The sequence below is a fragment of the Rhodococcus sp. 06-462-5 genome (assembly GCF_002258315.1).
Classification (GTDB): Bacteria; Actinomycetota; Actinomycetes; order Mycobacteriales; family Mycobacteriaceae; genus Rhodococcoides.
Map to the genome: position 1 here is coordinate 197355 of NZ_NOYD01000014.1, position 24916 is coordinate 222270.

29 protein-coding genes and 1 pseudogene are annotated in these 24916 nt (G+C 62.0%); 17 read left to right on the forward strand and 13 right to left on the reverse strand.

All coding sequences use genetic code 11. The features are described 5' to 3' along the window. The first annotated feature begins 85 nt into the window (after positions 1 to 85). Positions 86 to 211: a hypothetical protein gene (locus CH251_RS27835; protein ID WP_256978957.1), complete on the forward strand. Its 126-nt coding sequence runs from the start codon at positions 86 to 88 to the stop codon at positions 209 to 211. Between the two features lie 169 nt (positions 212 to 380). On the opposite strand, the gene CH251_RS10680 is transcribed toward CH251_RS27835, so the two are convergent. Both CH251_RS10680 and CH251_RS10685 read right to left on the reverse strand, forming a co-directional pair. Continuing rightward, the gene (locus CH251_RS10680) at positions 381 to 1262 is read right to left on the reverse strand and encodes a hypothetical protein (protein WP_094613184.1); all 882 of its coding nucleotides are present in this window, start codon (positions 1260 to 1262) and stop codon (positions 381 to 383) included. Between the two features lie 57 nt (positions 1263 to 1319). Next, positions 1320 to 1661, reverse strand: coding sequence for a hypothetical protein (locus tag CH251_RS10685; protein ID WP_143537828.1), 342 nt, complete (start codon positions 1659 to 1661; stop codon positions 1320 to 1322). Positions 1662 to 1702: 41 nt separating this feature from the next. Here CH251_RS10685 and lepB point away from each other — a divergent pair, with 41 nt between their 5' ends. Then, entirely contained in the window at positions 1703 to 2440 is a 738-nt protein-coding gene (gene lepB / locus CH251_RS10690) for a signal peptidase I (protein ID WP_094613188.1), read from the forward strand. Here the strand turns inward: lepB and CH251_RS10695 are convergent, their stop codons facing one another. Then, on the reverse strand, positions 2441 to 2812 hold the full coding sequence (locus tag CH251_RS10695) for a PLD nuclease N-terminal domain-containing protein (RefSeq protein WP_094613338.1): 372 nt from the start codon (positions 2810 to 2812) through the stop codon (positions 2441 to 2443). Between the two features lie 169 nt (positions 2813 to 2981). Here CH251_RS10695 and CH251_RS10700 point away from each other — a divergent pair, with 169 nt between their 5' ends. Then, positions 2982 to 4427: a hypothetical protein gene (locus CH251_RS10700; protein ID WP_143537829.1), complete on the forward strand. Its 1446-nt coding sequence runs from the start codon at positions 2982 to 2984 to the stop codon at positions 4425 to 4427. Between the two features lie 47 nt (positions 4428 to 4474). Here CH251_RS10700 and CH251_RS10705 read toward each other — a convergent pair whose 3' ends face one another. Together CH251_RS10705 and CH251_RS10710 are read right to left on the reverse strand one after the other, a co-directional pair. Then, on the reverse strand, positions 4475 to 5350 hold the full coding sequence (locus tag CH251_RS10705) for a hypothetical protein (protein ID WP_256978958.1): 876 nt from the start codon (positions 5348 to 5350) through the stop codon (positions 4475 to 4477). Positions 5351 to 5540: 190 nt separating this feature from the next. Beyond that, positions 5541 to 6296, reverse strand: coding sequence for an N-acetyltransferase (locus CH251_RS10710; protein ID WP_094613339.1), 756 nt, complete (start codon positions 6294 to 6296; stop codon positions 5541 to 5543). A 204-nt stretch (positions 6297 to 6500) separates the two neighbouring features. Here CH251_RS10710 and CH251_RS10715 point away from each other — a divergent pair, with 204 nt between their 5' ends. The 5 genes from CH251_RS10715 to CH251_RS10740 all read left to right on the forward strand — a co-directional run bounded on the left by CH251_RS10715 (position 6501) and on the right by CH251_RS10740 (position 9777). Further along, entirely contained in the window at positions 6501 to 7070 is a 570-nt protein-coding gene (locus CH251_RS10715) for a cysteine hydrolase family protein (protein ID WP_094613193.1), read from the forward strand. Between the two features lie 18 nt (positions 7071 to 7088). Then, the gene (locus CH251_RS10720; protein WP_143537830.1) at positions 7089 to 7637 is read left to right on the forward strand and encodes a hypothetical protein; all 549 of its coding nucleotides are present in this window, start codon (positions 7089 to 7091) and stop codon (positions 7635 to 7637) included. A gap of 80 nt (positions 7638 to 7717) precedes the next feature. After that, positions 7718 to 8092, forward strand: a complete 375-nt coding sequence (locus CH251_RS10725; RefSeq protein WP_094613196.1) for a hypothetical protein — start codon at positions 7718 to 7720, stop codon at positions 8090 to 8092. A 461-nt stretch (positions 8093 to 8553) separates the two neighbouring features. Beyond that, positions 8554 to 8889 carry a hypothetical protein gene (locus CH251_RS10735; protein ID WP_094613198.1) on the forward strand — a complete coding sequence of 112 codons (336 nt, stop codon included), beginning with the start codon at positions 8554 to 8556 and terminating at the stop codon, positions 8887 to 8889. 126 nt (positions 8890 to 9015) lie between these two features. Continuing rightward, on the forward strand, positions 9016 to 9777 hold the full coding sequence (locus CH251_RS10740; protein ID WP_094613199.1) for a class I SAM-dependent methyltransferase: 762 nt from the start codon (positions 9016 to 9018) through the stop codon (positions 9775 to 9777). A gap of 39 nt (positions 9778 to 9816) precedes the next feature. Here CH251_RS10740 and soxR read toward each other — a convergent pair whose 3' ends face one another. Next, positions 9817 to 10320 carry a redox-sensitive transcriptional activator SoxR gene (gene soxR / locus CH251_RS10745; protein WP_094613200.1) on the reverse strand — a complete coding sequence of 168 codons (504 nt, stop codon included), beginning with the start codon at positions 10318 to 10320 and terminating at the stop codon, positions 9817 to 9819. 97 nt (positions 10321 to 10417) lie between these two features. On the opposite strand from soxR, the gene CH251_RS10750 reads away from it, so the two are divergent. The 3 genes from CH251_RS10750 to CH251_RS27840 are packed head-to-tail and all read left to right on the forward strand — an operon-like array spanning position 10418 to position 13331. Then, complete coding sequence (locus CH251_RS10750) at positions 10418 to 11050, forward strand: DsbA family protein (protein WP_179273441.1); 633 nt, start codon at positions 10418 to 10420, stop codon at positions 11048 to 11050. Continuing rightward, positions 11047 to 11979 carry an NADP-dependent oxidoreductase gene (locus tag CH251_RS10755; RefSeq protein ID WP_218828286.1) on the forward strand — a complete coding sequence of 311 codons (933 nt, stop codon included), beginning with the start codon at positions 11047 to 11049 and terminating at the stop codon, positions 11977 to 11979. Before CH251_RS10750 ends, CH251_RS10755 begins: the two co-directional genes overlap by 4 nt. Then, positions 11979 to 13331 (forward strand): MFS transporter, encoded by a 1353-nt coding sequence (locus CH251_RS27840; protein WP_094613202.1) that lies wholly within the window; start codon positions 11979 to 11981, stop codon positions 13329 to 13331. Before CH251_RS10755 ends, CH251_RS27840 begins: the two co-directional genes overlap by 1 nt. A gap of 46 nt (positions 13332 to 13377) precedes the next feature. Here CH251_RS27840 and CH251_RS28245 read toward each other — a convergent pair. Together CH251_RS28245 and CH251_RS10770 are read right to left on the reverse strand one after the other, a co-directional pair. Then, a pseudogene (locus CH251_RS28245) lies at positions 13378 to 13881 on the reverse strand (winged helix-turn-helix transcriptional regulator); the annotation flags it as partial. After that, complete coding sequence (locus tag CH251_RS10770; protein WP_094613204.1) at positions 13769 to 14914, reverse strand: citrate/2-methylcitrate synthase; 1146 nt, start codon at positions 14912 to 14914, stop codon at positions 13769 to 13771. The gene CH251_RS10770 and the pseudogene CH251_RS28245, both read right to left, overlap by 113 nt. A gap of 89 nt (positions 14915 to 15003) precedes the next feature. On the opposite strand from CH251_RS10770, the gene CH251_RS10775 reads away from it, so the two are divergent. Then, positions 15004 to 16212 carry a citrate synthase gene (locus CH251_RS10775; RefSeq protein ID WP_256978959.1) on the forward strand — a complete coding sequence of 403 codons (1209 nt, stop codon included), beginning with the start codon at positions 15004 to 15006 and terminating at the stop codon, positions 16210 to 16212. Here the strand turns inward: CH251_RS10775 and CH251_RS10780 are convergent. Continuing rightward, a complete protein-coding gene (locus CH251_RS10780; protein ID WP_094613206.1) occupies positions 16206 to 16844 on the reverse strand; it encodes a TetR/AcrR family transcriptional regulator in 639 nt (212 codons plus the stop codon). The two genes, CH251_RS10775 and CH251_RS10780, sit on opposite strands and share 7 nt — an antisense overlap. A 244-nt stretch (positions 16845 to 17088) precedes the next feature. Here CH251_RS10780 and CH251_RS10785 point away from each other — a divergent pair, with 244 nt between their 5' ends. Genes CH251_RS10785 through CH251_RS10795 form a run of 3 tightly spaced genes read left to right on the forward strand, consistent with a single transcriptional unit; the run spans position 17089 to position 20533 of the window. Further along, positions 17089 to 18213 carry a DUF5938 domain-containing protein gene (locus CH251_RS10785; protein WP_094613207.1) on the forward strand — a complete coding sequence of 375 codons (1125 nt, stop codon included), beginning with the start codon at positions 17089 to 17091 and terminating at the stop codon, positions 18211 to 18213. Positions 18214 to 18224: 11 nt separating this feature from the next. Continuing rightward, positions 18225 to 19781, forward strand: a complete 1557-nt coding sequence (locus CH251_RS10790) for a long-chain fatty acid--CoA ligase (protein ID WP_094613208.1) — start codon at positions 18225 to 18227, stop codon at positions 19779 to 19781. Continuing rightward, positions 19778 to 20533, forward strand: coding sequence for an SDR family NAD(P)-dependent oxidoreductase (locus tag CH251_RS10795; protein ID WP_094613209.1), 756 nt, complete (start codon positions 19778 to 19780; stop codon positions 20531 to 20533). Before CH251_RS10790 ends, CH251_RS10795 begins: the two co-directional genes overlap by 4 nt. A gap of 19 nt (positions 20534 to 20552) precedes the next feature. Here CH251_RS10795 and CH251_RS10800 read toward each other — a convergent pair whose 3' ends face one another. Both CH251_RS10800 and CH251_RS10805 read right to left on the reverse strand, forming a co-directional pair. Then, positions 20553 to 21485, reverse strand: coding sequence for a TIGR01777 family oxidoreductase (locus tag CH251_RS10800; protein WP_094613210.1), 933 nt, complete (start codon positions 21483 to 21485; stop codon positions 20553 to 20555). Next, positions 21482 to 22153, reverse strand: a complete 672-nt coding sequence (locus CH251_RS10805) for a TetR/AcrR family transcriptional regulator (RefSeq protein WP_094613211.1) — start codon at positions 22151 to 22153, stop codon at positions 21482 to 21484. The genes CH251_RS10800 and CH251_RS10805 overlap by 4 nt, the downstream gene beginning before the upstream one ends. A 55-nt stretch (positions 22154 to 22208) precedes the next feature. Here CH251_RS10805 and CH251_RS10810 point away from each other — a divergent pair, with 55 nt between their 5' ends. After that, entirely contained in the window at positions 22209 to 23030 is an 822-nt protein-coding gene (locus CH251_RS10810) for an AraC family transcriptional regulator (protein ID WP_094613212.1), read from the forward strand. Beyond that, complete coding sequence (locus CH251_RS10815; RefSeq protein WP_094613213.1) at positions 23027 to 23437, forward strand: polyketide cyclase; 411 nt, start codon at positions 23027 to 23029, stop codon at positions 23435 to 23437. The genes CH251_RS10810 and CH251_RS10815 overlap by 4 nt, the downstream gene beginning before the upstream one ends. On the opposite strand, the gene CH251_RS10820 is transcribed toward CH251_RS10815, so the two are convergent. Beyond that, positions 23431 to 24264: a phosphotransferase family protein gene (locus CH251_RS10820; protein WP_256978977.1), complete on the reverse strand. Its 834-nt coding sequence runs from the start codon at positions 24262 to 24264 to the stop codon at positions 23431 to 23433. The two genes, CH251_RS10815 and CH251_RS10820, sit on opposite strands and share 7 nt — an antisense overlap. Positions 24265 to 24473: 209 nt before the next feature. Further along, positions 24474 to 24869, reverse strand: a complete 396-nt coding sequence (locus tag CH251_RS10825) for a DUF1761 domain-containing protein (protein WP_032396149.1) — start codon at positions 24867 to 24869, stop codon at positions 24474 to 24476. Positions 24870 to 24916 lie beyond the last annotated feature (47 nt).

Below are 24916 nucleotides of genomic sequence, written 5' to 3' on the forward strand. Positions count from 1 at the left end.
GCGAATCGGGTGCACTGAACCGCGCTCAGCGCGGCTGGCTGCACCCGATTCGATCGGCAAGGCGCTGTGTGTTCGAGTCGTTCGCATGGACTGGGTGTCCGAGGAGTTCGGTTTGTCTGCGACCGTCGGTGCCCTGACCGGGGTCAACCAGGAGTATCTGGATGCAGGGGGACGGCCTCTGTCTCCACCGGTGGAGGGGCAACCGACCTAAATCTGATGTAGACAGGCGACAGGGTGGCTCATCATGAGCGGATTTCGACAAGAGGCACGAACGAACTAATTCGTCCTTGCCAATGCGTAGACCGCATGACAAGGGCCGATGGTGGCTGTTCCGGCGCTTCTCATCGGCTCGGTACGTATCGATGTCGAGCCACCACTGCTTACTGCCAACGCAATTGGCCATCGACGACGGCCGGAGTCCGACCGTCGAAGGATCCGCCGGTCTCTAGGGCGTCGGCCAAATCCGCCAACATCGCGCTCAACGATGGCCACTTGGGGCCTGCGCCGTCGGCATCGACCTTCTGGAACTCTGTGACGCACCCACGGAGAGGCCCCGACCGAGCGTCGACGAACAGCAGATACCCATCTGCTCCTGCGAACGGAATGAACTCCGGCAAGTAGGTTCCGACGTAGTCTCCAGCCGACGTACCGAACTGAGGTTCGGCACCCATCTCGGCGTCGATCTCACCCCAGATGTCGAGCTCCAGCTGGCGTTCGTCGACCGCGCGGTCGAGGTCGAACAGCTCGTGCATGGGAAAGATCGATACCCAGTTCTCGCGCGGAAAGCCGTTGACCAGACGGAAGAACGACGTCAATTCCTCGGGCCACAGGCCGCCGGTTGCGCGCATCGCGTCCTGAATTTGTTCGTCTATGGCACCGGCGATCGAGACGGTCGCGAGGTTGTCGGCGAGCCACTGGGCAATTCGGCCCCATTGTTCGACAACCGGGTCCGCCGGACTGGGGGACGCGGCCTGATGTGGAGCTGGGTTGACGACTCCGGCGTCGTACTCGGTTTGCAGTTGTATGCGGCGTCGCAGATCGTCTTCGCTCGCGGTGTGGCTACCGTTGTCCTTCGACACCACCTCACCGTCGCCGATTCGATAGTTCCTTCCGGGCTGGAGCGGCGTGCCGTCGTCCGCGTGCGTCAGTTCTCGACCGGTCTGTATTGCCTGCGCAACGGCCTTGGCCCAATCCGGCGCTTCGCCTGTGCGGATGGTGCTACTCGTAGTCTCTGCGCTGCGGGCCGATACGAACCACTTCATCTGGGTTGCACTCCTTCTGTTGTGATCGGAGCTTGCTGGCAATGTCCGACGACGGCATCATCGATTTCGCAGACCGGAGTCCGGCAGGCGTCTGTTGTGTGCGGAGGTTATGACGATGACTGGAATTGCAATGGCAGCAACGAGAGTCATGGCTCCGGCGACCGTGGGAGGCGTCGCCGCTCGGTAGTCCCACGTCGACGTGAGCACGATCGCGGCACCGAGTGCGGAGACGGCTTGGGCTCCCACCCGTCGGCGGGTGAGGTCCTTCGGTGACGCGATTGCAAATCTGCCCCACGTCATCGGTAGGCGATGTCCTTCGTTGATTCGGGCGAGTCGCAGCGTGGCGTCGGTCATCATGACTGCTCCCACTACAGCTACCGCAAGACCCAGAAACAACATGCTCAGTACGTTACGCAACGGCAGGGCTCTAGGCTGCCAGGATGGCAACGGCACGTGATCCGCAGCGACGCAGAGTCCCGTCCTGGCTCCGCGAGATCACCGTCCTCGTCGTCGTGGCGCTGGTGTTGAGCGTTTCTCTGCAGACGTTCGTCGGCCGCGTGTATTTCATACCGTCCGAGTCCATGGAGCCGACGCTGCACGGGTGTGCGGGATGTACGGGCGATCGGATCGTCGTGGACAAGATGACCTTTCGCTTCGATGACCCGGAGCCGGGTGATGTGGTGGTGTTCCGTGCGCCGACCCCGTCGTGGAACGTCGGGTACAGCTCGACGCGGTCGACCAACCCGATAGCGAAGGCGCTGCAAGACGCCGGTTCGTGGGCTGGACTGGTTGCACCCGACGAGAACGACCTCGTCAAACGCGTCATCGCAACCGGTGGCCAAACCGTGCAATGCTGCGATGCGCAAGGTCGCGTCGAAGTGGATGGTCAGCCACTCGACGAGCCATACGTCGTCATGGACTTCTCGTTCATCGAGAACACGCTCAGTTGCGAGACCGCTCCCCAATCCGGACGCTGTTTCGAGCCGGTGACCGTGCCCACCGGAAATCTCTGGATGATGGGTGACAACCGCAGCGGCTCAGCCGATTCCAGAGCTCACCGCACAGACGAACTGGGCGGCACGGTCCCCGTCGCAGATATCATCGGCAAAGCGCGCCTGATCGTGCTGCCGCCGTCGCGATGGGGCACCATCGAGTCTCCGTCGATTCAGCAACACTGATCAGAATCCGAGATCTCGCTTGCGACGTTCGCGCTCGAGTCGACGTTGCTCCTCCGCTCGCTCTCGGCACTGCCGAAGAAATTCCGCATCGGCGTCGGGATTCTGCGCGGCCTGACGACCGGGCCGCGTCTCGTACTCCGGAAACGCGGAATTGCTCGCGCGCCGGTTACCGCCGCCGGAACCTCCCCAGATTCCGCCACCTATCGGACGTCCCGCGAACAGCCATGCCAACGAGCCGGCCAACGGGAGAAACACCACCAACAGCAGCCAGACGATCTTCGGGAGGAATCGCACTCCACCGTCGTCGGCCGTGATCACGTCGATCAGACAGAACACCCACAGCAACATCACCAGCAGACCGAGATACGGCATGTGATCCTCCATGTTCAAGACCGTTCGGTCTGATGTACCGAGCATCGTAGCGGGATGGTGCGGAATTCGACAGCCCCGAGAGGATGACCAATCGAAGAAACGTCGCGACAAGATCAAGTCGAGGCAGTCACAAGAAACCGGACCGGCGGTAGGGTTAGCGAACATGTCGATGACGTGGCCACAGGTTCGGGGACTCAGCTACAGCACGATGGGCAGGTCCGTTCGTGCGGAAATCTACGGACTCGGCGATTACTCGTTGAGAGTGTGGCACACGCCGAAGTCGCTGTGGCGACATGAAAACCCGACGGGTGCGGTCACTTTCGTCGAAAACGACACCGACCAGTACTACCTCGCGGACGACGGCGTGATGGTGCATTCCGAGAAGTCAGCCCAGCGGATGATGTCGACCATGGGCGGAGGCCCGGGACGGCTGTTGCTTGCCTACGCCAGGTGGCCCCACGTGGAGGCGCATTCCGGCCGAGAAACGGTTGAGGCAATCACAGCACCTCGGCGAGTGGAAGTTCGTGGCCGTGAGGGTTGGGAGGTCACGATTCATGATCCCTCCAACGGCCAGGAAGATACGTACGTCATCGACGCAGTATTGGGTATCGCCTTGTCGTGGAGGCGAGATTCGGCTTGGTTTGAGTTGGCGAACCCTGTTCTGGACGAGGAGTTCGATCCCTCTATTTTCACGTGGTCCGGTCCGATCAGAAAGGAGGCCGACGAGGCGGTTTCGTCAGGGCAAGCGCAGCGCGAAGCTCGGCTTCGTGAGCTGACCGACATGCCGCAACCGGTCATCACGTGGTTACCGAGGCGGATTACGACCCAGCCACAAAATGGTGACGTACGCACCGGTGCACTCGATCTGCACGTCACAGCTCAGTACGTGCAGATGCTGCTTCGCCAATGGATCACCGAACTCGGGGAACCGCAGTTGGATTGGGCCATACAGAACATGCCGGCCGTGTATCGGGCGGACAGGGGGCCTTGGACCTACGAGATTCGCGGGTTTACTGCTATGTCGCCCGAGGACTGCGAGCGCATCGTCGCATCCATCGAGACGCCCGAACCGCCCAACGACTCGGTGGATGAGATTCGTAACCTGCTTGTGCGGCAGAGGGACCAGCAACGTCAGTCGGAGTTGGAGGCGATGCTCGGCACCGGCCGCACGCTGGACGATTACCTGGACGACCGAGAAGGCGTATCGCTGTTGATACGAACTGATTTCAGTGACGACGCAGCATGGCGCGACCTGGTGGCAGCCGCCACGGCTCCCAGAAGCTGGGACGAGTCGGACTTCTATGCCAATCTGACGTGCATCGACAATGTGCGGTACGACGGCTTGACGATCGATGCCCTTCTGGCGTCGATCGGTGACAGCCCCATCTACTACGTCTTTCTAGCGGACCGCCAGACGATCACCGATCCGGAGAGTCCGATTGTGGTGGTCGATACCGGACCCGAAGAAACTGATCATCAACCTGGACAGTCGTTCCGAGTGATTCCGTCCGAGATCGCGTCGATCGAGAACAATCTGTCCATCGCGAACATGGACTTCGAGGACTTCTCCGAGAACACCGACGCCGATGGTGTGTACAGGGGAATCGGAGGGTAGGAGCCCGCGGAACGCGAGGTGGACAGGAATCGCGACTTTCGATCGATTCATCGCTCCCGAGTGAGGGTTTCGAATGCATCGGCCGACAGTTCTCGGAAGGATCCCATTCCCGCGATGCGTCGGCAGCCGTCCAATTCGACTGTGATGCGGGCGGTTCCGGACCCGTCCGGGCGGCGTAAGTCGGCGTGGGCGAACCGTGTCGCCGGAGCCGAGCAAGGCTGTGCAATGGGCGCGGCGGCGAGGTCGACGATCAGTTCGATGCTGCTCGGCCGGTCGAGGTTGGCTGAGCTTCCGGGCACCGTCCCGATCTCGACAGGCAGCGCTGACGCAATGTCGACGACTGGATAGGTACAGATCCGCAGAAATCCGACGTCGTCAGTCGGCATCACGAGCGTGGGAGGAAACGAAGCGGTTCCATTGGCCTCGGCCTCGATTGCGTGGTCGACGTATTCGGCTGTGGTGTCGAAGAACTCGCCGGTAGCGGGTCCTGTGCACGTGGTGGAGTAGTCGTATCCCAATGGGTGCACGGTTCGGGAGACTTCTTCGAGCTCGCTCAGTGCACGCAGGGGCTCGTCCTGCAGTCCGCAAGGAACAGCAGGCCAGGCCGGCCGAAATGCGCGTCCAGACCCGTCGACGAACCACAGTCCGACGGGTGCTTCCACCGAGTACGCACAGCTCACCGTCACGTGCCCCGCATAGCGTTCCGAGGCAACTGCGAACGCGTCCATCGCAGCATCGACGTCCCCGCGCAGACGTACCGAATCCAGTGTCAACACGTTGTCGTCACTCAACGCTCTCTCGCACCGCAGTACCTCGACCGGCGTGAAATACCGCGGGGGATACCCCGGTGTCGGAGCATCTGCGGTGATCTCGGGGTCCCACGGCCCGGATCCGGTGAGCGCGGTGAAAATGTTCTCGGCCATGCAGTTCGGAGTATGCGTCGTACTCGCTGTGGGTGGTCGATACGACTCTGTCTCCAAACCAGCGAAAGGCACGATGTCGCTGCACGCCGTCAACAGTCCACACGACACAACGACCAGGGTTGCCCGAGCGGACTTGCGCATACCGCGGGCTACCCACCGGCGAACGATGCCCCGGGGTTCAATCGAACTCTCATGTGTCCAGCGTGGGCGTGGTCCTGTGGCGCACCCACACATTCGGCTCGGTGTACACAGCGGTCCCGCGATCCATGTCGCAGATGACAGGAACGAGTCCACCCGGAACATGGACGGGACCGGATCGGTCGAACGGCAGCCCTGTCCACTGGCGCCACTCGTCGAGAGTTCCTGGCACCACCATCGAGCGCGGGGCAATCGCGTCGATGAGACCGCCAGCGCGGACGTGAACACGCAGCCAGGCGTCGACGGGTAAGCCGTCCGACCGGATCCGTTGAACGTAAGCGGCGAAGGATTCGTCGAGATCAGATCTGCCGTTCGGTCGCAGTGGGGCAATCAATTCGTCGAATCCTAGGCGTTGGGCATTGTCCCGAAGTGCTGCAAGAAGCAATGCCGACAAGCCACGACCCTGCCATCCCGGGACGACTGAAATTTCGAGCGCGGACACAAAGTTGGTTGGTGTGCCAACCAGACGCGCCCTTGTCCCGCGTCGTATCGCGCCGTCCCAGCCATCGTCGGGAAGGGCTGTGCCGTCGGGCAAGTGGATCGGTATGGAGAGTGCCTTGCCGACCACGGCATCGGCTTCGTCGTGGCAGACGAGGATGTGTTCGGCGAAAAGAGCCAGAACGTCGGGGTCGAAGTACATCGATCCAATCGGATCCTTCGTCATGAACGTCGGCCAAGACGAAGTCATGTTCCAGGCTGCGATCGCGAGATCAGGACGATCGGCCAGAACCGACACAGCAAGAGTCACGAGACCATCGTGCACGACAGCTGCATGAGAAGAACAAATATCGGGTGCAGCTAGCCGCGCTCAGCGCGGTCGCCTGCACCCGATTCGACCCGGAATGCATGCTGCCAACCGTCACCGCGTATCTCTAGGCATGAAACTGGCCGGCCGCGGAAGCGATGAGTGCGATGCCGAAACCCGCGCACAACTCGCCGTATCCTTGGCTGCATGGGCACATCGCAGATCGACCTCCGAAGGCCCGCTCTGATAGTCGTCGATGTACAGGCGGGATTCGACAATGCCGAGTTCTGGGGTCCGCGAGATAACCCGTCGTGCGAAGGCAATATCGCAGCCCTCATACGCTTTTGGCGATCCAGGTCATGGCCGGTGGTGTTCGTTCGACACGACTCCGACAACCCTCTGTCTCCGTTGTCACCGAGTAGTTCCGGGCACGCGTTCAAAGACGTCATCGAGGGAAGTCCAGATCTGCTGATCAGCAAACGGGTCAATTCGAGCTTCTATGGCACCCCGGATCTCGATGCCTGGCTACGGGCCGAGGGCATCGACCAGGTCGTCATCTGCGGGATCACGACAAATCATTGCTGCGAGACGACAGCTCGCATGGCCGGAAACCTCGGATACGACACCTACTTCGTCATCGACGCCACACACACCTTCGATCGCGTCGGGCTCGATGGGACCACAGTGCCTGCCGCGACCTTGTCTGCGATCACCGCGACAAACCTGCACGATGAATTCGCAACTGTTGTCACGACAGAAGACCTGCTCTCGGACTGAAGAAGGTGCGCAATGGAGGTGGCAGGGCAATTGTCCCCGGACGAGTTCTGGGAACACATGAGCCAGCTCGAGAGCCGAGTGCTTTCGGAAGCTCGGCAGGTTCGCGTGTTCGGAATGAAGGAGTGGATCGGCCCCATCACGATCGGTGACTGGGGATGGGTGGACGACCGACTCTCATCCGCCGGACTCGTGCACGGCACTCCTGACGGCGACCTGTCTGTACAGATCAGCACGGTGGTCGGAGATCCTCGGCGGGAGGTGGTTCGAGCGATCGAAAGCGCTACCGGAATTTCCCCGAGGGAGCCCGACTACGAGAACCGGCACCGGGCAGTTCGCGACGCTCCCGGGGTCGCTGTGCCAATACCCTGCGACGGTGTGAGCGTCGAGTTCTCGAAGTGGGGCGGACCCGACCGATGGTGGGCCGCCGGCGAAGTCGACACCGTCTCGCTCGTCATCGAAAGTCGGAACTACCCGGTCGAAGATGTCGCTCTGATCGAAATCGATGATGTGAAGCCCTATGTGGAGGGATGGCGAGAATACATGCGAAGCGTTCGAGGTGAAATCTAGGCGGTCGTCCACTACTTCGATTGCGCACCAATATGAGTCGAGATACGTGGGTATCGCTGAAGGGGTCGAACGGAGACGGGATGAGCAGAATCGCAACACCCCTCACTGCGGTGGTCGCCGCTGTATCGCTCGTCGGCTGGATCGCGTCGTTCGGGACCTTCGCGCAGTGGGGGCTGATGGGCGGAATCGACGAACTGTGCACGCGGATACCCGGTGCGCTCTACGAGGCGCACTGGGCGTGGTTGCCCGTGCCGGTGGGAATTTGCGTCAACTATGTCGACATCGACCTCGCCGTGGGAACCACACGCTGGAGCTGGCAGAACACGGGGTTGGGCGGAGCATGTGCCGTCGTATTCGTGGCGAGTGTGTCGAGTGTGCTGCGACGGATGCGAGCACTCCGAACGGCAAAATCACGACCTTCGGCGTCAACGCCTGACGACATTCGAGCCGTTTGATACCGTTCGGTATGGCGAATCGGCGGACTGCAGCGGGTCTGGCGGGACCCATCGTGTTGCTGTATCTGGGCTATTTCGCGTCGGTCCCGATTCTTGAGGCATTCGTTCGCGGGCTGTTCGAGCCGCGGTTGAACTGGGCTGAGATCGGTTGGGGTGGAACGATTGTGTTCGCATTTATGGTCGTTGCAGGACTGATTGCGTGCATCGCAGCGATACGGATTCTTGTCGACTCGCCGCGATTTCCTGGAATCGTCGCGACCGCGGGTTCGTCTATCGGCCGAAAGATCGATTTGGTGGGTGTCACTCTGCTCGGGTGCGCCGTCGTTGTGATGTCGCTGATGGGGGAGGGCCTGACACTCGGGTTCTTCGCCCCCATCGTCACTGGGTGGTTGTGCGTCAACACGATTCGAAACTATAGAGCGCTCTCCAAGTCCGGCCGAGCTGCAACGGCACGGTGATCCGTGAACACTGCACTCGCTCTTGGGCTGATCGCGGGAATCGTCGCGTTCGCGTACGGCTCGTCAGTCGGGTTGCGACGCAAAGTGCTCTATCCGGACTATTACGGCCGCGACGTACCGGACCGGGTGAAGACCACGCCGCACCTGCGTGCGCGGGCGAACAGACTGTTCGTGGTCTGCGGCGTCGTCGCCGCCATTCTGCTTCTGGCCCCGCTTCTTTGGATATTCTCCGATTTTCAGCGCGAAAGAACGACGTGGGAGTTGGCCGGGCTGGCAGCCTACGTGTTCGTCGCTGTGGTGATCAGTGGCTACCCGTTCGCCAAAATCAAGACCTTGTGATTGGTGACTTATGTTGCCGAACCCACGAAGGAGCTCGACATGGCTCCGGTGATGAGAGGCAGAACGTCGCCATCCGTCGCGAAAATGTCTGGAACTGAACGTCTGGAGTCTGGCAGGCTGTGCCCCATGACCCGATCGTTCGAGGAGTTGGTGGCCGAAGCGGACTCCGTGTCGGTCGATGGCTGGGACTTCTCATGGTTGAACGGTCGCGCGTCCGAACAGCGTCCCTCATGGGGATATCAGCGGCTCATGGGCGAGCGGCTCGCAATCGCCGAGGCGGCACTCGATATCCAAACCGGAGGGGGAGAGGTGCTGGCGGGTGCAGCGTCGTTTCCGCCGGTGATGGCCGCTACCGAATCGTGGCCGCCGAACGTAGCGAAAGCGACTGCGCTGCTGCATCCGCGCGGAGCTGTGGTGGTGGAGGACGCCGATGAGCCGCCTCTGCCCTTCGCCGACGGGGCCTTCGATCTGGTGACGAGTAGACATCCCGCCACGGTGTGGTGGGACGAGATCTCCCGCGTCCTGCGCACGGGCGGAACCTATTTCGCGCAGCACGTTGGACATTCGGGTGTCTTCGAACTCGTCGAATTCTTTCTGGGACCGCAGCCCGCGGCCACTCGGCGCGCGCGTCACTACGAGGACGAGAGCGCAGATGCTCGGGACGCTGGACTCGACGTGGTGGACATCCAGTTCGAGTCGCTACGGACCGAGTTCTTCGACGTCGGTGCCGTCATCTACTTTCTGCGCAAGGTGATCTGGATGGTGCCTGGCTTCACCGTCGAGCAGTATCGCGACTCGTTGTACGAACTGCACGAACGAATCGAGAACGACGGGCCATTCGTTGCACACTCGACTCGATTTCTCATCGAGGCCAAGAAAATCGACTGAGCTGTTCGAGAAGTCCGTGGCACGTCGATCGTTCCACGATCACGAAAACAGCGAGGTTTCGGTTCCTGTGCGTTTCGTCGATTGCGTAGTCCGGGCTGTGAGGCGCAGTGCTCCCGTACCTTGTTGTCCAAGAATGTCATTGGGGTTCGAGTAGGGGCACGATGTCAGCGACAGGCATCCGCATCCGATACAGTCGGAAAAGTTGTCTCGCAGCGCAGTCAATTCTTCGATGCGAGCAGTGAGTTCGTCGCGCCACTGTCGAGATATCCGCGCCCAATCGCGTTTTCCCGGTATCGCCTGTTCCGGCAGTTGGTCGAGCGCATCCTTGATCTTCTCCAGGGACACGCCGAGACGCTGAGCTGTTCTGATGAAGGCGATAACCCGCAGCACGTCGCGCCGGTACTCCCGACGGTTTCCGCTCGTGCGGCGACTGGAAATCAATCCAACCTGTTCGTAGTAGTGCAGGGCGGATACCGCGACCCCGGCGCGTTCTGCGACCTGGCCAGGCTTGAGCCATACCGCGTCCGTATCCAGTTGTGTCATGACCTGCCCCTCCGGGTTCGCTCACACGCCTTGACATCAAGTGCACTTGATGAAGTGCACTGTACATCGCAGTCTTCGGCGAGGTCAGGAGAGACAATTGACGACAACGATCACGAATTGGGCGGACCTTCGGTGCCCGTGGTGCTGGATTGGGCATCGACAACTGGGGCGGGCACTCGGTCGTCTCGAATCCGGCACGCGGGTCGAGTACAGGAGCTTTCTGCTCGAACCGGCCGGTCCAACTCGCGCCGGCATCACCGTTCGGGAAGCGGCGCTGTCCTCGTGGGGCTTCGACGAAGAGCGATGGGCAGCTCACAGCAGGAAGATCGTGGCGGGCGGTACATCGGAATCGCTCACCATCAACATCGACACCACATTGGTAGTCGACTCGCGCAATGCGCACCGACTGCTGAAGCTGGTGGCGGATCGAGAGTTGAACAGATTCGAGGCGTGGGATTCCTTGTATTCGAGGCACTTCGAGTCCAACGACGATATCGCGGATTGGACGGTGCTCCGCTCGGTCGGCGAACAGGTGGGCCTGGCGGGCGGCGACATCACGATGCTCGTAGAGACCGACGAGTGCTCGGCCGCCGTCGACGACGATATACGCGATGCGGCCGCGCTCGGCATCAGCTCGATTCCGACTGTTCTTGCCAACTCGGTGAGAATCACTGGTGATCCGAGCGTCGGTCTCGATCGGATCGAAGTTCGCCCGGCGGTCGGCCGATGATCAACACGATGCGCGCCGTTGCGATCGACGAACACGGACCCGCATCGGTGCTGAAGACTCGAACGCTGGCCCGTCCGACTCCGAATACTGGAGAGGTGCTGGTCAAGATTCGAGTGGCCGGTGTGCAACTGACCGATGCGGCGATTCGGGAAGGGTGGGTACCGCCGGGCGCGAGAATTGAGTTTCCGCAGATTCTCGGCAACGAATTTGCGGGAACCGTCGAGGCGCTCGGTGCGGATGTCAACCAGTTCGCGGTCGGTGACGACGTCCTGGGATATCGAGTTCTCGGCTGCTACGCGGAGAACGTGAGCGTTCCGACCGACCAGATTGTAGCCAAGCCCCCTCACGTTTCCTGGCGCACGGCGGGGTCGCTGTCCGCGTCGGGTCAGACGGCCCACACCGCCCTGGAACGGTTGGGCGCGCGGGCAGGTGAAACTTTGCTGGTCCATGGGGCAGCGGGTGGGGTGGGTTCGATGGCGGTTCAGTTGGCGCTTCATCGAGGCCTGCGGGTGATCGGTACGGCGAGTCGAGACAATCACCCGTATCTGGAGCAGATGGGCGCTGTTGCAGTGACTTACGGTGAGGGCCAGATCGAACGAATCGTGGCAGCGGCTCCGGAAGGAGTCGATGTGGTCCTCGACGCGGCCGGGCATGAGAACCTGCGCACCGCAGTCGATCTGACGTCCGACCGTTCCCGCATCGGAACGATCGTAGACATGGCACTGGCAAGAGAATTGAATTGCCAATGGATTTCGAGCGATCGATCGGCCGAGCGTCTGCGCGAACTCGTCGATCTGTGCGCTACCGGACAGTTGCGCGTCACAGTTAGGGCCGCGTACTTGCTCGACGAGACCGGCCAGGCGCATCGTGACGTCGAGACCGGACACGGGCGCGGCAAGGTCGTGTTGCTCGTCGATGAAGGAAGCTGATGACCGACAGGGTGGACCGTCCTTCGAGCCTGCTGTCGGGAGAACATCGGCCGCTGATCATCGGCCTGCTGGGAACGATGACGTTCATTGCGTTCGAGTCGTTCGCAATCACGACTGCTCTGCCCGTGATCGTCGATGACTTCGATGCCGATCGCTGGTATTCGCTTGCGTATGCCTCGACACTGACCGCAGCTCTGGTGGGGATGACAATTGGGGGAAATTGGGCCGACCGACGCGGTGTCAAGGTCCCGATGGCAGTGGGCGGTACTGCCTTTCTCGTCGGGATTGCGCTCTGTGTGGTGGCACCCACGATCGAGCTCTTCGTGGCAGGTCGGCTGCTGCAGGGATTCGGCGGCGGAATCAACTCTGTCGTCTTGTACGTAGTCATTGCACAGTGCATCCCAGCCGAGCTGCATTCTCGAACCTTCGGGCTGTTGACGGCTGCGTGGCTTCTACCCGGAATTTCGGGACCACTGCTCGCCGGTGTACTCGTCGAGTTCGTCGGTTGGCGAACGGTGTTCGCGCTGGCTTTGGTCGGATCCGGGGTGTCCTTGACGATACTGCTTGTCGCGGTCCGAGGTTCGGTCCAGTTACGCAACGGCACAGCAATATTCGGAGGTCGAGGAAGATGGGCCATAGTTGCAGCGGCGGGCGTGCTCGCGCTGCACCTCGCCGGTCAGCAAACAGTTCCCACTCTTGTCCTGGGCAGCTTGTGCGCCGTTTCGTTGATCGGGTTGTCGGCAACACGCCTTCTTCCCCAGGGCACGTTCAGGATTCGACCTGGCATTCCTCATGCGACCGTGCTGCGTGGATTGCTGGGTGCGACCGTTGCGGCAACGGACATCTATCTGCCTCTCTACCTCCAGCGCCAGCTCGGCTACAGTCCCAGTTCGTCCGGCCTGATCGTTGCCCTCGGAGCGATCGGATGGATTGCCGGAGCCTGGCTGCAGGGTAGAAGCTCCGGCGGTGGTTCCGCTCTGGTACCGAGAGCAGTAGTGCTGGTGTTCGTCGGTCCTGTCGGCGCGTGGCTGTTCATCGCCGGAGCGATACCGGTACCTGCTCTGGTGGTCGCATGCATTGTCATGGGAACAGGTATGGGGCTGGCGTACCCGCGAATCACCGCCACTGTTCTGGCGGAATCGACGGAGGCCGAATACGGTGCCAACAGTTCCGGTCTACAGATCTCGGAGTCGATGAACCAATCGATATTGATCGCGGTATCAGGAGCGGTGTTGTCGCTCGCGATCGCGCACGAGTTCCTGATCGCCTACACGCTGATTGCTGGTGTCGGCGGTGCGGCCGTTCTCCTTGCGCGTCGACCCGACTCGAACCTGAGACGGAGTCACTGCTGACGTCGTCGAATACCGCCCGAGCGTGGGGAGTTCGTTGCTGATTGTGTTCGGTCCGTTCGACGAGAGCTTGGATGGTTCCCAGCAACGTTCGACCCAGGTCCGAGAGTCGGTACTCGACGCGCGGAGGAATTTCGGGGTACATGCGCCGATCGATCAACCCGTCGCGCTCGAGGTTGCGCAGAGTCACGGTCAACATGCGAGTGCTGATCCCGTCGATCTCTCGTCGGAGTTCGCCGAATCGAAAGGTTTGCTCGTCCAACAACGCGATCACCAGAAGGGACCACTTGTCGGCGACACGATCGAGAATCTGCCTGACGCCACAGTCCTCGCGGGCATCCCATTGGTAAGCGTCACGGCCATCGCGGCAACACCCGTCGGCGACCTGGTCACTTGCCTGCGAGTTGTAAGCGGTGTGCGGCTCCGCCACAGTGGCGTGCCTAAGTGCCCTGGGTGGCACTTTTCCGCACCACTGCCGAAGGCACCGGGCCGTCGTAGCGGGCGATCGGCCGGATGATTTTGCTGTCGTGCGACTGTTCGACGATGTTGGCACACCACCCCACCATTCGACTGCATGCGAACGTAGGGGTGAACATCGACCGAGGAATCCCGCAGAGCTCCATGACGACGCCTGCGTAGTACTCCACATTGGCGTACAGCTTGCGGTCCGGCTTGAGATCTGCGAGCGCTGCAGCGATGACCTTCTCGACCTGGACGGCCTTGTCGATCAGGTCGCCGCCCAACTCCTGCGCAGTCTCGCGCAGCATCACCGACCGGGGGTCATCGGTTCGATACACCGGATGACCGAAGCCCATGATGCGCTCGCCTGCAGCAATTTTGGAGCGTGCCCACACATCGGCGGAGTCGACGTCGACAATCTCGTCCAGCCCGTCGAGGGCGCGATCCGGGGCACCTCCGTGCAGCGGCCCGGCAAAGGCGCCGATCGCAGCGCACACTGCGGAGGCGATATCCGACCCCGTCGACGCCACGACTCGCGCAGTGAAGGTCGACGCGTTGAACCCGTGATCGATCGTGGCGGTGAGGTACCGGTCGATCGCTCGGGCGTGGTCGGCATCGGGCACCTGCCCGGTGATCATGAACAACCAGTTCTGAGCCATCGTCAGGTCATCGCGTGGTTCGATTGGTTCCTGCCCGGCCCGAATCCTGTGTACTGCAGCCAGAATGGTCGGTGTCATCGCGCACAGCCGCAGCGCGGTCGCACGCTTGTCCGATTCCGACGACTCGTACAGCGGTACAGCACCTGCCATTCCCGACAACACCGTCCGCAACGCGAAGAGTGGTTGCTCGGGACCCGACAGTGCCACCGTCTTCACGGCCGCTGCGACGTCCGTCGGCAGCACGCGCAGCGGTGCCACCGCCCTCAGGAACTCGGCGCGCTCGGACTCGCTCGGCAACCGGCCCTCGACCATGAGGAACCATGCATCCTCGAACGTCATGTGTAGCGCGATGTCGATCGCCGAGTACTGGCGGTAGTGATAGAAACCCTCGTCGCCTCGTACATCTCCGATCGATGTGGTGGTGACGACGACGTTGTGGAGCCCCCGTGGGGCGTCGAGAACGGTCATGGCTGCACTCCTTTGCGCTGGTCAACCCCTACGATCCGCGCTAACGTTGATTCTTGTCAATGTTGATCGAGTCAATGTGGAAGGCGGACATGACGCACGCCGACGGTCGGAACATGCTCACCACCGCACAGGCCGCCGCACGGCTGGGAGTCAAACCGGAAACGGTGTACGCCTACGTCAGTCGCGGTCTGTTGACCAGTACTCGACTGCCCGGAGTGCGGGGGAGCGTGTTCGACGTAGACGAGGTGGAGTCCCTCGCCGGACGCGACACGGCTCGGCGTACCGACATCGGTGCCGTGGAACGAATTCGGACTCGGATAACCCTGATCGATGACGGGCATCTCTACTACCGGGGGCGTGACGCGGTCGAGCTCAGCTCACGCACTCTGGAATCGGTCGCACATTTCGTGTGGACGGGTGAGCTGATGGAGGAAGCTCACTTCGCCGCCGATCCCGTTGTGGTGCAGCGATGCCGAGACGCACTGGGGCTGATGTACCCGAACTGCCGGTCCATCGACCGGATCCGTATCGCCGTCGACATCGCCTCCACCTACCGGCCGATGCGATTCGACACCGGGTCCACATCCGTTGTCCGCGAGGCCGGGCAGCTGCTGGTGACGGTCGCAGCAGCCCTCGGTTCTGGCTCAGCGGAGCTCCCGATCGCCGAATCGGTCTGGGAGGCAATCAAGTCGGACGACACCGATCCGGACGGCCATGTGGTGTTGCAGGCCGCACTCGTCCTGATGGCCGATCACGGTCTGGCCGCGTCGACGCTCGGAGTTCGGGTTGCTGCGAGCACCCGAGCCAATCTCTACTCGATAGTGTCGGCGGGACTCGGCTGCATCGACGGCCCATTGCATGGCTCCGCCGCCGATCCCGTGTACCGGTTCCTGACGACGGCAGTCGACGACCCGATAGGCGCTCTCGCAACACAATTGAGGTCGGGGGAGCGGGTGCCCGGCTTCGGGCACGTCATCTACACCGACCGAGACCCGCGTGCCGAGGAAATACTGAGATTGCTTCGGGACCCCGCGCACGGTGCGGACCCCGTAGTGGTCGCTGCTGCGGACGTCATCATCGAGGAGGTGAGCAACAGATTCGATACGTTTCCCAACTCGGATTTCGCTCTCGCCACGTTCACCCTCGCCCACGCGCTCAGGGCAGACACGCCGGAAACAGTGTTCGCCCTCGCCCGCATTGTCGGCTGGACCGCACACGCCCTCGAGGAATACGACGAAGCGCCCCTGCGCTTTCGGGTTCCCGGCATCTACACGGGAACTCGGCCGGGAACCTACTGAGGCGTCGGGCAATCCAGTAATGCGAACGCCGCATGCAGCTGCGCATGCGCGGAAGTGATCTCGGCTGTGTTGCCGGCCAGATGATGCAGTAGAGCGCGCTGAAAGATGCCGTCGAGAAGGATGTACGCGGAGGCCTTGTCGAGTGCAGGAGTGGTGCCGCGAAGTTCGCAGTACCGAGCCACCACTCGCCAGATCATGTCCTCGCGACGCTCTTCGATCTCGAGCACGTCGCTGCGGAACGAACCGTCGAACAGGGCCTGATTGCGAAGGTCGTACCAAAGACGATGAATGCCGGCGTCCGCAGCCAGGGTGGCGAAATACTTCGCCTCGAAGTCCGCGTACAGGCGGGTGGCGTCCAAGGCGTTGGCCACGACCTCGTCGTAACGAGTGACGCAAATGGCCTCGTACTGGCGAACGGCGTGCGTGATCAGGTCGAGTTTGTCGGTGAAGTAGTAGTGCAGCACGCCGTGTGAGTACTCGGAATTCTGTGCGATCTCCCGCAGTGACGTGCGCGCATAACCCAATTCGGCCAGTGTGTGCAGCGTCGCCTCGGCCAGCTCGGTCCGCTTGGACTCGAACTTGTTGCGGGCGCGCTCTTCGATACGCGCGCGCGGATCAGCGGTCTGGGTCATGGTCCGTGTCCTTTCCGCGCGTGGTCGTCACCAGTGTATGCCCGACGGCCGAACGAGGAACTTCGGCGTCGCGCAGATCCTGGGCAGTCGTCAAGAAAAAGCTTGACGTCTGTACAAATTCTATCTTAGTGTGAGCCACGGCACACGTCAGAAGGGCGGATGTTCCCTACGTCCCCTCCGGTGCCCGAAGTCTCAACCCATCTCGGTCCGCCGTGCGGACGGGCCGATCACGAGAGGACTTTTCATGCCAACCGACAAGCGCGTCGTCGTCTACGGAGCGTCGGGATACACCGGCCGACTGATCTGTGAATACCTGCGCGAGTACAACATCCCGTTCCTGGCCGCCGGACGCGACGAGGGCCGAGTCAAGGGCATCGTCGACGTGGTTCCCGGAATCGAGACCGTCGAGTACGACGTCGTCGAGGTCGACCACACCGCAGCGGCTCTCGCCGAAGCATTCAGGGGTGCCGAGATCGTCCTCAACACGGTCGGTCCGTTCTCGCGGTACGGGCACGAAGTTGCGCAGGCGTGCATCGAGATCGGTGCGCACTACACCGACACAACCGGTGAGCAGGACTGGATGATCGACGCCGAGGCGAAGTACGGCACCGAGTTCGCATCCCGAAACCTCGTACTCACACCAGGTTTGGCGCAGATGTACAGCATCGGTGAGATCGCTGCGAACATCTGCCTCGAGACGCCGGGGCTGGACACACTCGACATCGAGGTCTTCTGGAAAGGGCACCCGACGGTCGCGTCGACGAACACGATCCTCACCAACGCCGCGTTCTCCAAGGCCTACTACCTGGAGCAGAACGAGTACGTCGAATGGCCGGACGACGGCGTCATGCAGGTCGTGGTGCCCGGCCAGCACGACCTGGGCCTGGCGCTTCCCTGGGGTGGGACATCCCATCCGGTGTGGTTCAAGAACGATCCGCGCGTAGCGAACGCACGTGCCCTGGGTGGCGTCATCAACAAGCCGCTGATGCTCGCCGTGCCCCAGATCATCTCTGCCGCACTGGCTCAGATGGAAGGAAAATCCGATGCGGAGAAGTACCAGATCATCGACACGGTGTCGTCGTCGGTGCGCAGCGAGACGCCCCCACGGGAGAATCCGCGCATCAACACCTCACTCGACTCGGTCTACGCGTCGGGGCCACTCGGTCGCGTACACACCGTGATCCACGGCAATTGCAACTACAAGCAGACAGCGCTGCTCAACGCCTACGCAGCGGCGCATCTGCTGCAGGGACCGCCGAAGAAGGTCGGATTCGCCTCGAGCTGCCAGGCATTCGGACATCGGGAACTGCTCGGCGTGCTTCGCGCGTTCGGGCTGGTGCTCGAACCCATCGTCACTGCACACAGCTGAGGACAGGGCCGATGCGGCTGTCCGACTACCTCGACAAAGGTGTGTCACTGGGCCGAGACGCACCCTGTCTCACCATCGGTGACACCACCCGAGACTACGGCCAGGTGTACGACGACACAGTGGCCATCGCCGCTGCGTTGCAGCACAACGGAATCGAGGCAGGTGACCGGGTCGCCGTGCTCTCCGCCAACGATCCGCTGGCGCTGACCTGCGTATTCGCGATCTCGCGGGCAGGGGCGGTGTGGTGCCCGATCAATCCACGCAACGAAGCAGACGAGAACCGGCAACTGTTCGAGCTGTTCGGTTGCCGATTCCTGTTCTTCCAGAAAGCCTTCGCCGATCTCGTCGGTCGCATTCGCGATCAGCTTCCTCGACTGGAATGGCTCGTCTGCCTGGACGGCGACGTGCCGGGAGCGCTCTCGTACGACAGCTGGCTCGTCGAACACGGCTCCGATTCCGTTGCCGAGAGACGACCGGCGGACGGGTTGTGCATGATCGCCGGCACCGGCGGTACGACCGGAAAACCCAAGGGAGTGAGGTTGACCGAGGAGAACATGATGACCTCCACGGCAACAGCACTCATGAGCTACCCCTTCGGGGATCGACCTCGGTACCTGGCTCTCGCACCGCTGACTCATTCTGCGGGCGTGCTGACGTTTCCCATCCTCAGTCTCGGCGGACACGTCGTTGTGATGGGTGCTCCCGACGTCGGACAGTTTCTGTCACTCATAGAGCAACACGGGATCACTCACGCGTTTCTGCCGCCGACGGTGATCTACGGCGTGCTCGATCATCCGGATCTCGACGTCACGGATCTGACGTCGCTGCGGTGCCTCTGGTATGGGGCCGCGCCGATGTCGCCGACTCGACTGGAAGAGGCACTGACCCGCATCGGGCCGGTTCTCGGACAGCTCTTCGGGCAGACCGAGGCACCGAACATGATCGCAACACTCGCTCCGGCCGATCACTTCCGCAGCGACGGATCGATCGCCACCGAACGACTGAGCTCGGCAGGCAAGCCGACGCCCCTGACAACGGTGGCGATCATGAACGACGACGGTGGACTGGTCGAGCGCGGCGAGCGTGGCGAGATCGTCGTCCGCGGTCCCCTCGTGATGCAGGGCTATCACGAGAATCCCGACGCCACAGCCGAAGTCGGTGCCCACGGGTGGCATCACACCGGAGACATCGGGTACCTCGACGGCGACGGCTATCTGTACGTCGTCGATCGTGCCAAGGACATGATCATCACCGGCGGGTTCAACGTCTACTCGGCCGAGGTGGAACAGGCCCTGCTGTCGCACCCCTCGGTGAAGGAATGCGCCGTCGTCGGACTGCCCGACGACAAGTGGGGCGAACGCGTCACCGCCGCAGTCCTGTTGCGGCCCGGCCGTGACGCGTCCGACGAGGATCTGATTTTCCACGTGAAAGCGCGGATCGGAAGCGTCAAGGCACCCAAACAGATTCAGATCTGGACCGACCTTCCCCGCTCGAAGGTGGGGAAGATCCTCAAAACCGAAGTACGCAGCACCATGTCTCACTCATCATCGAAGGGAAGCACACCATGACCGAGTTCGAGGGCAAGCGAGTATTCGTGACCGGATCCGGAGCCGGCATCGGAAAAGCCATCTCCAAGATGTTCATCGAGCGAGGCGCTCGTGTCGTCGTCAGCGACATCGACGAAGGCGCAGCAGCGAAGACGGCCGAGGAGATCGGTGCCGCCGGCATCGCGAACTGCGACGTGTCCGACGAAAGCCAGGTGCAGAGTGCGGTGGCACAGGCCGTGGAGATTCTCGGTGGACTCGACATCGTCGTCAACAACGCGGGAATCGAAGTGTCGTCGCCGCTGCTCCAGCAGTCGACGGAGAGCTTCGACAAGATCTACTCCGTCAACGTCAAGGGCACATTCTTGGTGATGAAGGCCGCGATCGGTGCACTGGTCGAGTCGAAGGGAAACATCGTCAACATCGCTTCGCTCGCCGGCGTGGGCGGAACAGCGTTGCTCGGGTCCTACTGTGCCACAAAGGCTGCGGTCATCCAGCTCACACGCGTCGCGGCCATCGAGATGCGCGCATCGGGAGTGCGGGTGAATGCCGTGTGCCCCGGATTCGCCGATACCGCAATGGTCGATCGATTGGTCCCGGACTTCGAGGCTGCGACCCAGATCCCGTTCGGTGACCTCGTCAAAGCCAAGCAGGGACGGTTGGGCACTCCCGAGGACATCGCGGAAGTGACGCTGTTCCTCGCCTCCGACCGAGCGTCGTGGATCACCGGAAGCCATTACATCCTGGACGGAGGCTTGTCGGCGTCGCTCGTCTAGGTTCGAGGGTTCCCCGTCGTCATCCCAGGGCGACGGGGAGCAACCCTCGCGGCGTCTCGGACGCAATGTTTGCCAGTGCACTGTCCAGCTTCGGGTACCGGAACTCGAAACCACTGCCCGTCAACACTTGTGGATCCACCCAGCGACTCTTCAAGACCAACTCGGCCTCGGTGCGAATCAGCCGTGCACCGAACTGAAGCAGCCAAGCCGGTGCCGGTAGCCCGTGACTGCGGCCGAGAACATTCCTGACCTGCTGCATCATGTCCTCGTTGGTCACCGGGTACGGAGTAGCAACGTTGACTGGCCCGGAGATGTCCGGTTGGTCGTAGAGATGATCGAGGGCACGAGCGACATCGGCGACATGCACCCAACTGAACTTCTGGCCGCCGTCGCCCATCTTTCCGCCGAGCCCCACTCTCGCCAGGTCGATGATGGGGTTGATGGCCCCGCCGCCTGCGCCCAGCACGATCGACATACGAAGCGCCACTCTGCGAATGGTCACTTCGGCGTCGAACAGCTCACGCTCCCAGGCGCGTGCGACCTCGACGGAAAAGCCCGACCCGATGTCGCCGGACCGTTCGTCCATCGGCCTGTCACGCGAATCGCGATAGATGGTGCCGGTGCTGGCGTTGACCCATAAATCTGGTGCGTTGCATACGTCCGCCAGAGCGCGGCCGAGCTGGGCCGTCGTCTGGATGCGCGAGGACATGATCTCGTCCGCGTTCGTCTTGTTGTAGCGACAGCTCACCGAGCGGCCTGCGAGATTGACGACCAGATCGGAACCGTCGAGCACATCGACGAGGCTGCGATGATCGGACCACGTTGCATCGCTGGATGTTCCGCGGCCGATGGTCCTGACGCGAATGCCGCGATCTTCGTAGGACCGACGTAGATACCGTCCGATGTAGCCGGAGGCACCGCACAGGACGACGGTCGATGGTGAATCACTCATTGTTCGAGCCCTTCTGGGGAGGTCATTCGTTTCAACAGGCCGGCCACGTCGGTGACCAACCCCCGCGCCACCGGGAGGCGAGCGAGGCGGACGGCTTTGGCCACCAACGGCACGAGCCCGTCGACCAACGTGCGGGTGCGCGCCTGGTTGTCCGAAGAGTCGGTGACCCAGTGGAGGGTGACACCCATGTAGATCATCCAGAGCAGCTGTGGAAGAGCGTCTTTCAGAGACGCCGGAACCTTCTGCTTCGACGTTTCCAAGGTGGTTCGCATGAGGTCGATGGCCATGGACCTGGCGTCGGACGATTCCTCCGAGAACGGGCTGGAACTGGATCTCGTGGGCAGCGCCAACTGCAGGAAGGATCCACCGAAGGCGTGATACGGCTCCATGACGTCCAAACCGGAATGCAGAACGGCAGCAAAGTTTTCGGACAGCGAACCGCCGTCGACGAGAACGTCGAGGGCGCGCTCGCGATGGTCTCGCTGAATCACCATGTACAACTCGTTGACCAACTCGTCCTTGCCGGCGAAGTAGTAGTACGCATTCCCGAGAGAGACACCCGCTTCGTCGGCGATGCGACGCATCGTGGTCGCTTGAAACCCTTCGTCGCGAAAGAGACGTAGTGCAACCTCGACCACCTTGTCGCGAGTCTCGGACGTGCGAGCCATCGATTCACCTCAATTCTGAACGTGTTCAAAATTGACCGTAGACCATTGTTTGAACATGTTCAAGATTCCGGTTCGACGGAAAGATCTGGTTCCGATGGGCCCGACCGAGGAGAATGTCTTCATGCTGTCGCAGGAGAGGACGTACACCGAGTTTCCCGCGCCCGTCGAGGGAATTCGGTGCACCTGGCAGCGTCGATCGCACGCGGGGGACCGGCCGTTGATCGTTCCCGACGGATGTGTGGATCTGATCTGGTTCTCCGACGGACGACTGGAGGTGGCGGGCCCGGATACCGCAGCTCGACGAGCCGTCACGATTGCTCCGGTAGAGATGGTCGGCGTGCGTCTCGCTCCTGCCGTAGCTCGACGGGTCAGTGCGATTCCGATCGGCGAACTGTGCGATCAGCAACCGTATGTCGCAGATTTGGGAGCGTCGTTGATGGAGGTTGCCCGTTCCCTCGCTGATCACGATGCGAACGCTGCGATGCCTGCGCGGCGAAAGCTCCTCGCCGACCTGACTGTTCGGGCCATGAGGCCTGCCGAGGACGGGCTGGTCCTGGCCGCTGTGCGGGTACTCGAGGCGCGGCCGGGTATCAAAGTCGTCGATCTCGCCGACGGCTTGGGAATCGCTGTCCGGCAGTTGCATCGGAAGTTCGTCGACGAGGTCGGCTACGGACCGAAGATGCTCGCCCGAGTGCTGCGAGTCGGTCGGCTCGTCGACGTCGCCGCCACCGTTCCCGCTCTGGCGTCACTCTCGTATGCCGCGGGATTTGCGAGTCAGGCGCACATGTGTGACGAGGTGCGTGCACTCACCACACTGACACCCGTCCGATTTCTGGAAGAACGCCGCGGACCGTCATACGTAGGGTCGCTGGTATGAATCGAGAATCCGTCGTGGTAAGTCGGCATGTCAGTCAAGTCATCGGGTGTACACCGGATCAGGTGTACGAGTTCGCGGCGAACCCTGCGAACCTACCGAGATGGGCAGCAGGACTGGCGAACAGTCCCGTGACCATCGAGGGCGACAGACTTCTCGCTGAATCGCCGATGGGACAGGTGGCAGTACGTTTCGTGCCACGCAACGATCTCGGCGTCCTCGATCACGACGTGACGCTGCCGTCAGGGACGGTTGTGAACAATCCCGTACGGGTGCTGAGCCACCCGAACGGCGCGGAAATCTTGTTCACGGTGCGTCAAATCGAACTCAGCGACGAAGAATTCGAGCGCGATCTCGGGATGGTGGCCGAAGACCTGAAGAGACTGAAGGAAGTACTGGAAACTCAGTGACCACACTCCATCAACATCGAGACGTACGCGTTCAGTCGATCCTCCACAAGTCGCGGCGTCAAGTCGATTCGGCCCGCATCGCGCCACGGGGATGCCCACGACTGCACCTCCTCTGAGCAGGCCAGTGCGTCGCGTACGCGCCAATACTGCCGCGTCAGAGTGCTTTCGGAGAGTACGCCGCCGGCTTCTTCGTAGGCGAGGGCGAACCGTGGTCCCCACTGCGGCCCGTGCAGCAGAGCCAGGTTGGTCGAACAATGTGCCACGTCGAGATCCGTCGGCCCCCATGATGCCCCCGCCCAGTCGACAACTCCGGTGATCCGAGGCGTGGCGTTCTGCGACACGTCGAACAGAACGTTCCCGGGTTGGAAGTCTCGATGCAGAACTCGCCCGCCGTATGTGGGTACAGGCCTGCGAAGTACGTCGATCGCGGCGGCCCACACAGTCGCGTCGGCCCGTGCAGGGACCACGACGGTATCGGGAGTCGTCATCGCCTGATACTCACGGGGCCGAGTACTGGAATCCACTGCATGAATCTCGACGAGTTGCCGAGCGAGGAGGGGGACTCGATCGTCCACGCCCGCGTCGGAGAGAACCGTCGAACCCGGCAGATGAGTCATCAGTAGCGAGGGATACTCGCAATGAGTGGCTGTGGAATCGAATGCCAACAGTTCGGGGACCGGTACGGCTGACCCCGAAAGCGTTGTCAAAGCGGCGCTTTCCCGCTCCAACGAGTCCTGTGCGTGCTGCACACTGGCTGGTTCTGTATAGGTGCGCAACACAAGGTTCCGGCTGAATCCAGCGGTGGTCCAGATGGTCAGCTTCCGCATCTCTGCGGTGATACCGCCGGCTAGCGTTTCGGATTCGGTGACGCGTTCATCGGAGTTCAGGTGTCGAGTCACCCATGCACGAGTGGACGGACGCACTGTCGAGGGCGGTCCGGGTTCGGTCACGACGTCACTACACCAGACGAATCGAGCATGTGCAAGGTTGTTTGACTGACGGAACAGCGACGATTCGGTACTGCACTGACCGAACGTCACGGAACGACTCCGAGGATCGCGCCCGCTACTGTTGCTCCCGTGAGGTGATAGCTTGCGGTGACAGCTCCGAAGACGAATGGTTGCGGAGTGTGGGGCGTCAGCGCGTTGGTCAATGATGCTGCAGCGGAGGCCAATCCGACTCCGAGGCCGACGAGTACGCCCGATGTCACGGCGTCCGCGTCGATAGCGTCGAGAACGAGAGAGATCACGATGGTCGTCGCCACCGAGCAGCAGAGCGGAACTACGTAGTAGGACAACGGGAATCGGCCGCCCGTCTGCGCCCGATCATGCCCGATCGAACGATCCCACGCACGCCCGAACAGGGGACCGAACCAGAGCGCGCCGAGGGCGTAGTACACAACCGCCGCCACGGCTACATACAGCCAGTTCACGACACTGTCCTTCGGCCCGGTTGAGTCGCCCGGTCGACGACGGTCCA

Excerpts from the sequence above, each read along its gene's own strand:
- CH251_RS27835 (WP_256978957.1), top strand. The coding sequence starts at position 86 with ATGGACTGGGTGTCCGAGGAGTTCGGTTTGTCTGCGACCGTCGGTGCC.
- CH251_RS10680 (WP_094613184.1), bottom strand. The coding sequence starts at position 1,262 with ATGAAGTGGTTCGTATCGGCCCGCAGCGCAGAGACTACGAGTAGCACC.
- CH251_RS10685 (WP_143537828.1), bottom strand. The coding sequence starts at position 1,661 with ATGTTGTTTCTGGGTCTTGCGGTAGCTGTAGTGGGAGCAGTCATGATG.
- lepB (WP_094613188.1), top strand. The coding sequence starts at position 1,703 with ATGGCAACGGCACGTGATCCGCAGCGACGCAGAGTCCCGTCCTGGCTC.
- CH251_RS10695 (WP_094613338.1), bottom strand. The coding sequence starts at position 2,812 with ATGCCGTATCTCGGTCTGCTGGTGATGTTGCTGTGGGTGTTCTGTCTG.
- CH251_RS10700 (WP_143537829.1), top strand. The coding sequence starts at position 2,982 with ATGACGTGGCCACAGGTTCGGGGACTCAGCTACAGCACGATGGGCAGG.
- CH251_RS10705 (WP_256978958.1), bottom strand. The coding sequence starts at position 5,350 with ATGGCCGAGAACATTTTCACCGCGCTCACCGGATCCGGGCCGTGGGAC.
- CH251_RS10715 (WP_094613193.1), top strand. The coding sequence starts at position 6,501 with ATGGGCACATCGCAGATCGACCTCCGAAGGCCCGCTCTGATAGTCGTC.
- CH251_RS10725 (WP_094613196.1), top strand. The coding sequence starts at position 7,718 with ATGAGCAGAATCGCAACACCCCTCACTGCGGTGGTCGCCGCTGTATCG.
- CH251_RS10740 (WP_094613199.1), top strand. The coding sequence starts at position 9,016 with ATGACCCGATCGTTCGAGGAGTTGGTGGCCGAAGCGGACTCCGTGTCG.
- soxR (WP_094613200.1), bottom strand. The coding sequence starts at position 10,320 with ATGACACAACTGGATACGGACGCGGTATGGCTCAAGCCTGGCCAGGTC.
- CH251_RS10755 (WP_218828286.1), top strand. The coding sequence starts at position 11,047 with ATGATCAACACGATGCGCGCCGTTGCGATCGACGAACACGGACCCGCA.
- CH251_RS27840 (WP_094613202.1), top strand. The coding sequence starts at position 11,979 with ATGACCGACAGGGTGGACCGTCCTTCGAGCCTGCTGTCGGGAGAACAT.
- CH251_RS10770 (WP_094613204.1), bottom strand. The coding sequence starts at position 14,914 with ATGACCGTTCTCGACGCCCCACGGGGGCTCCACAACGTCGTCGTCACC.
- CH251_RS10775 (WP_256978959.1), top strand. The coding sequence starts at position 15,004 with ATGACGCACGCCGACGGTCGGAACATGCTCACCACCGCACAGGCCGCC.
- CH251_RS10780 (WP_094613206.1), bottom strand. The coding sequence starts at position 16,844 with ATGACCCAGACCGCTGATCCGCGCGCGCGTATCGAAGAGCGCGCCCGC.
- CH251_RS10785 (WP_094613207.1), top strand. The coding sequence starts at position 17,089 with ATGCCAACCGACAAGCGCGTCGTCGTCTACGGAGCGTCGGGATACACC.
- CH251_RS10790 (WP_094613208.1), top strand. The coding sequence starts at position 18,225 with ATGCGGCTGTCCGACTACCTCGACAAAGGTGTGTCACTGGGCCGAGAC.
- CH251_RS10795 (WP_094613209.1), top strand. The coding sequence starts at position 19,778 with ATGACCGAGTTCGAGGGCAAGCGAGTATTCGTGACCGGATCCGGAGCC.
- CH251_RS10800 (WP_094613210.1), bottom strand. The coding sequence starts at position 21,485 with ATGAGTGATTCACCATCGACCGTCGTCCTGTGCGGTGCCTCCGGCTAC.
- CH251_RS10805 (WP_094613211.1), bottom strand. The coding sequence starts at position 22,153 with ATGGCTCGCACGTCCGAGACTCGCGACAAGGTGGTCGAGGTTGCACTA.
- CH251_RS10810 (WP_094613212.1), top strand. The coding sequence starts at position 22,209 with ATGTTCAAGATTCCGGTTCGACGGAAAGATCTGGTTCCGATGGGCCCG.
- CH251_RS10815 (WP_094613213.1), top strand. The coding sequence starts at position 23,027 with ATGAATCGAGAATCCGTCGTGGTAAGTCGGCATGTCAGTCAAGTCATC.
- CH251_RS10820 (WP_256978977.1), bottom strand. The coding sequence starts at position 24,264 with ATGCGGAAGCTGACCATCTGGACCACCGCTGGATTCAGCCGGAACCTT.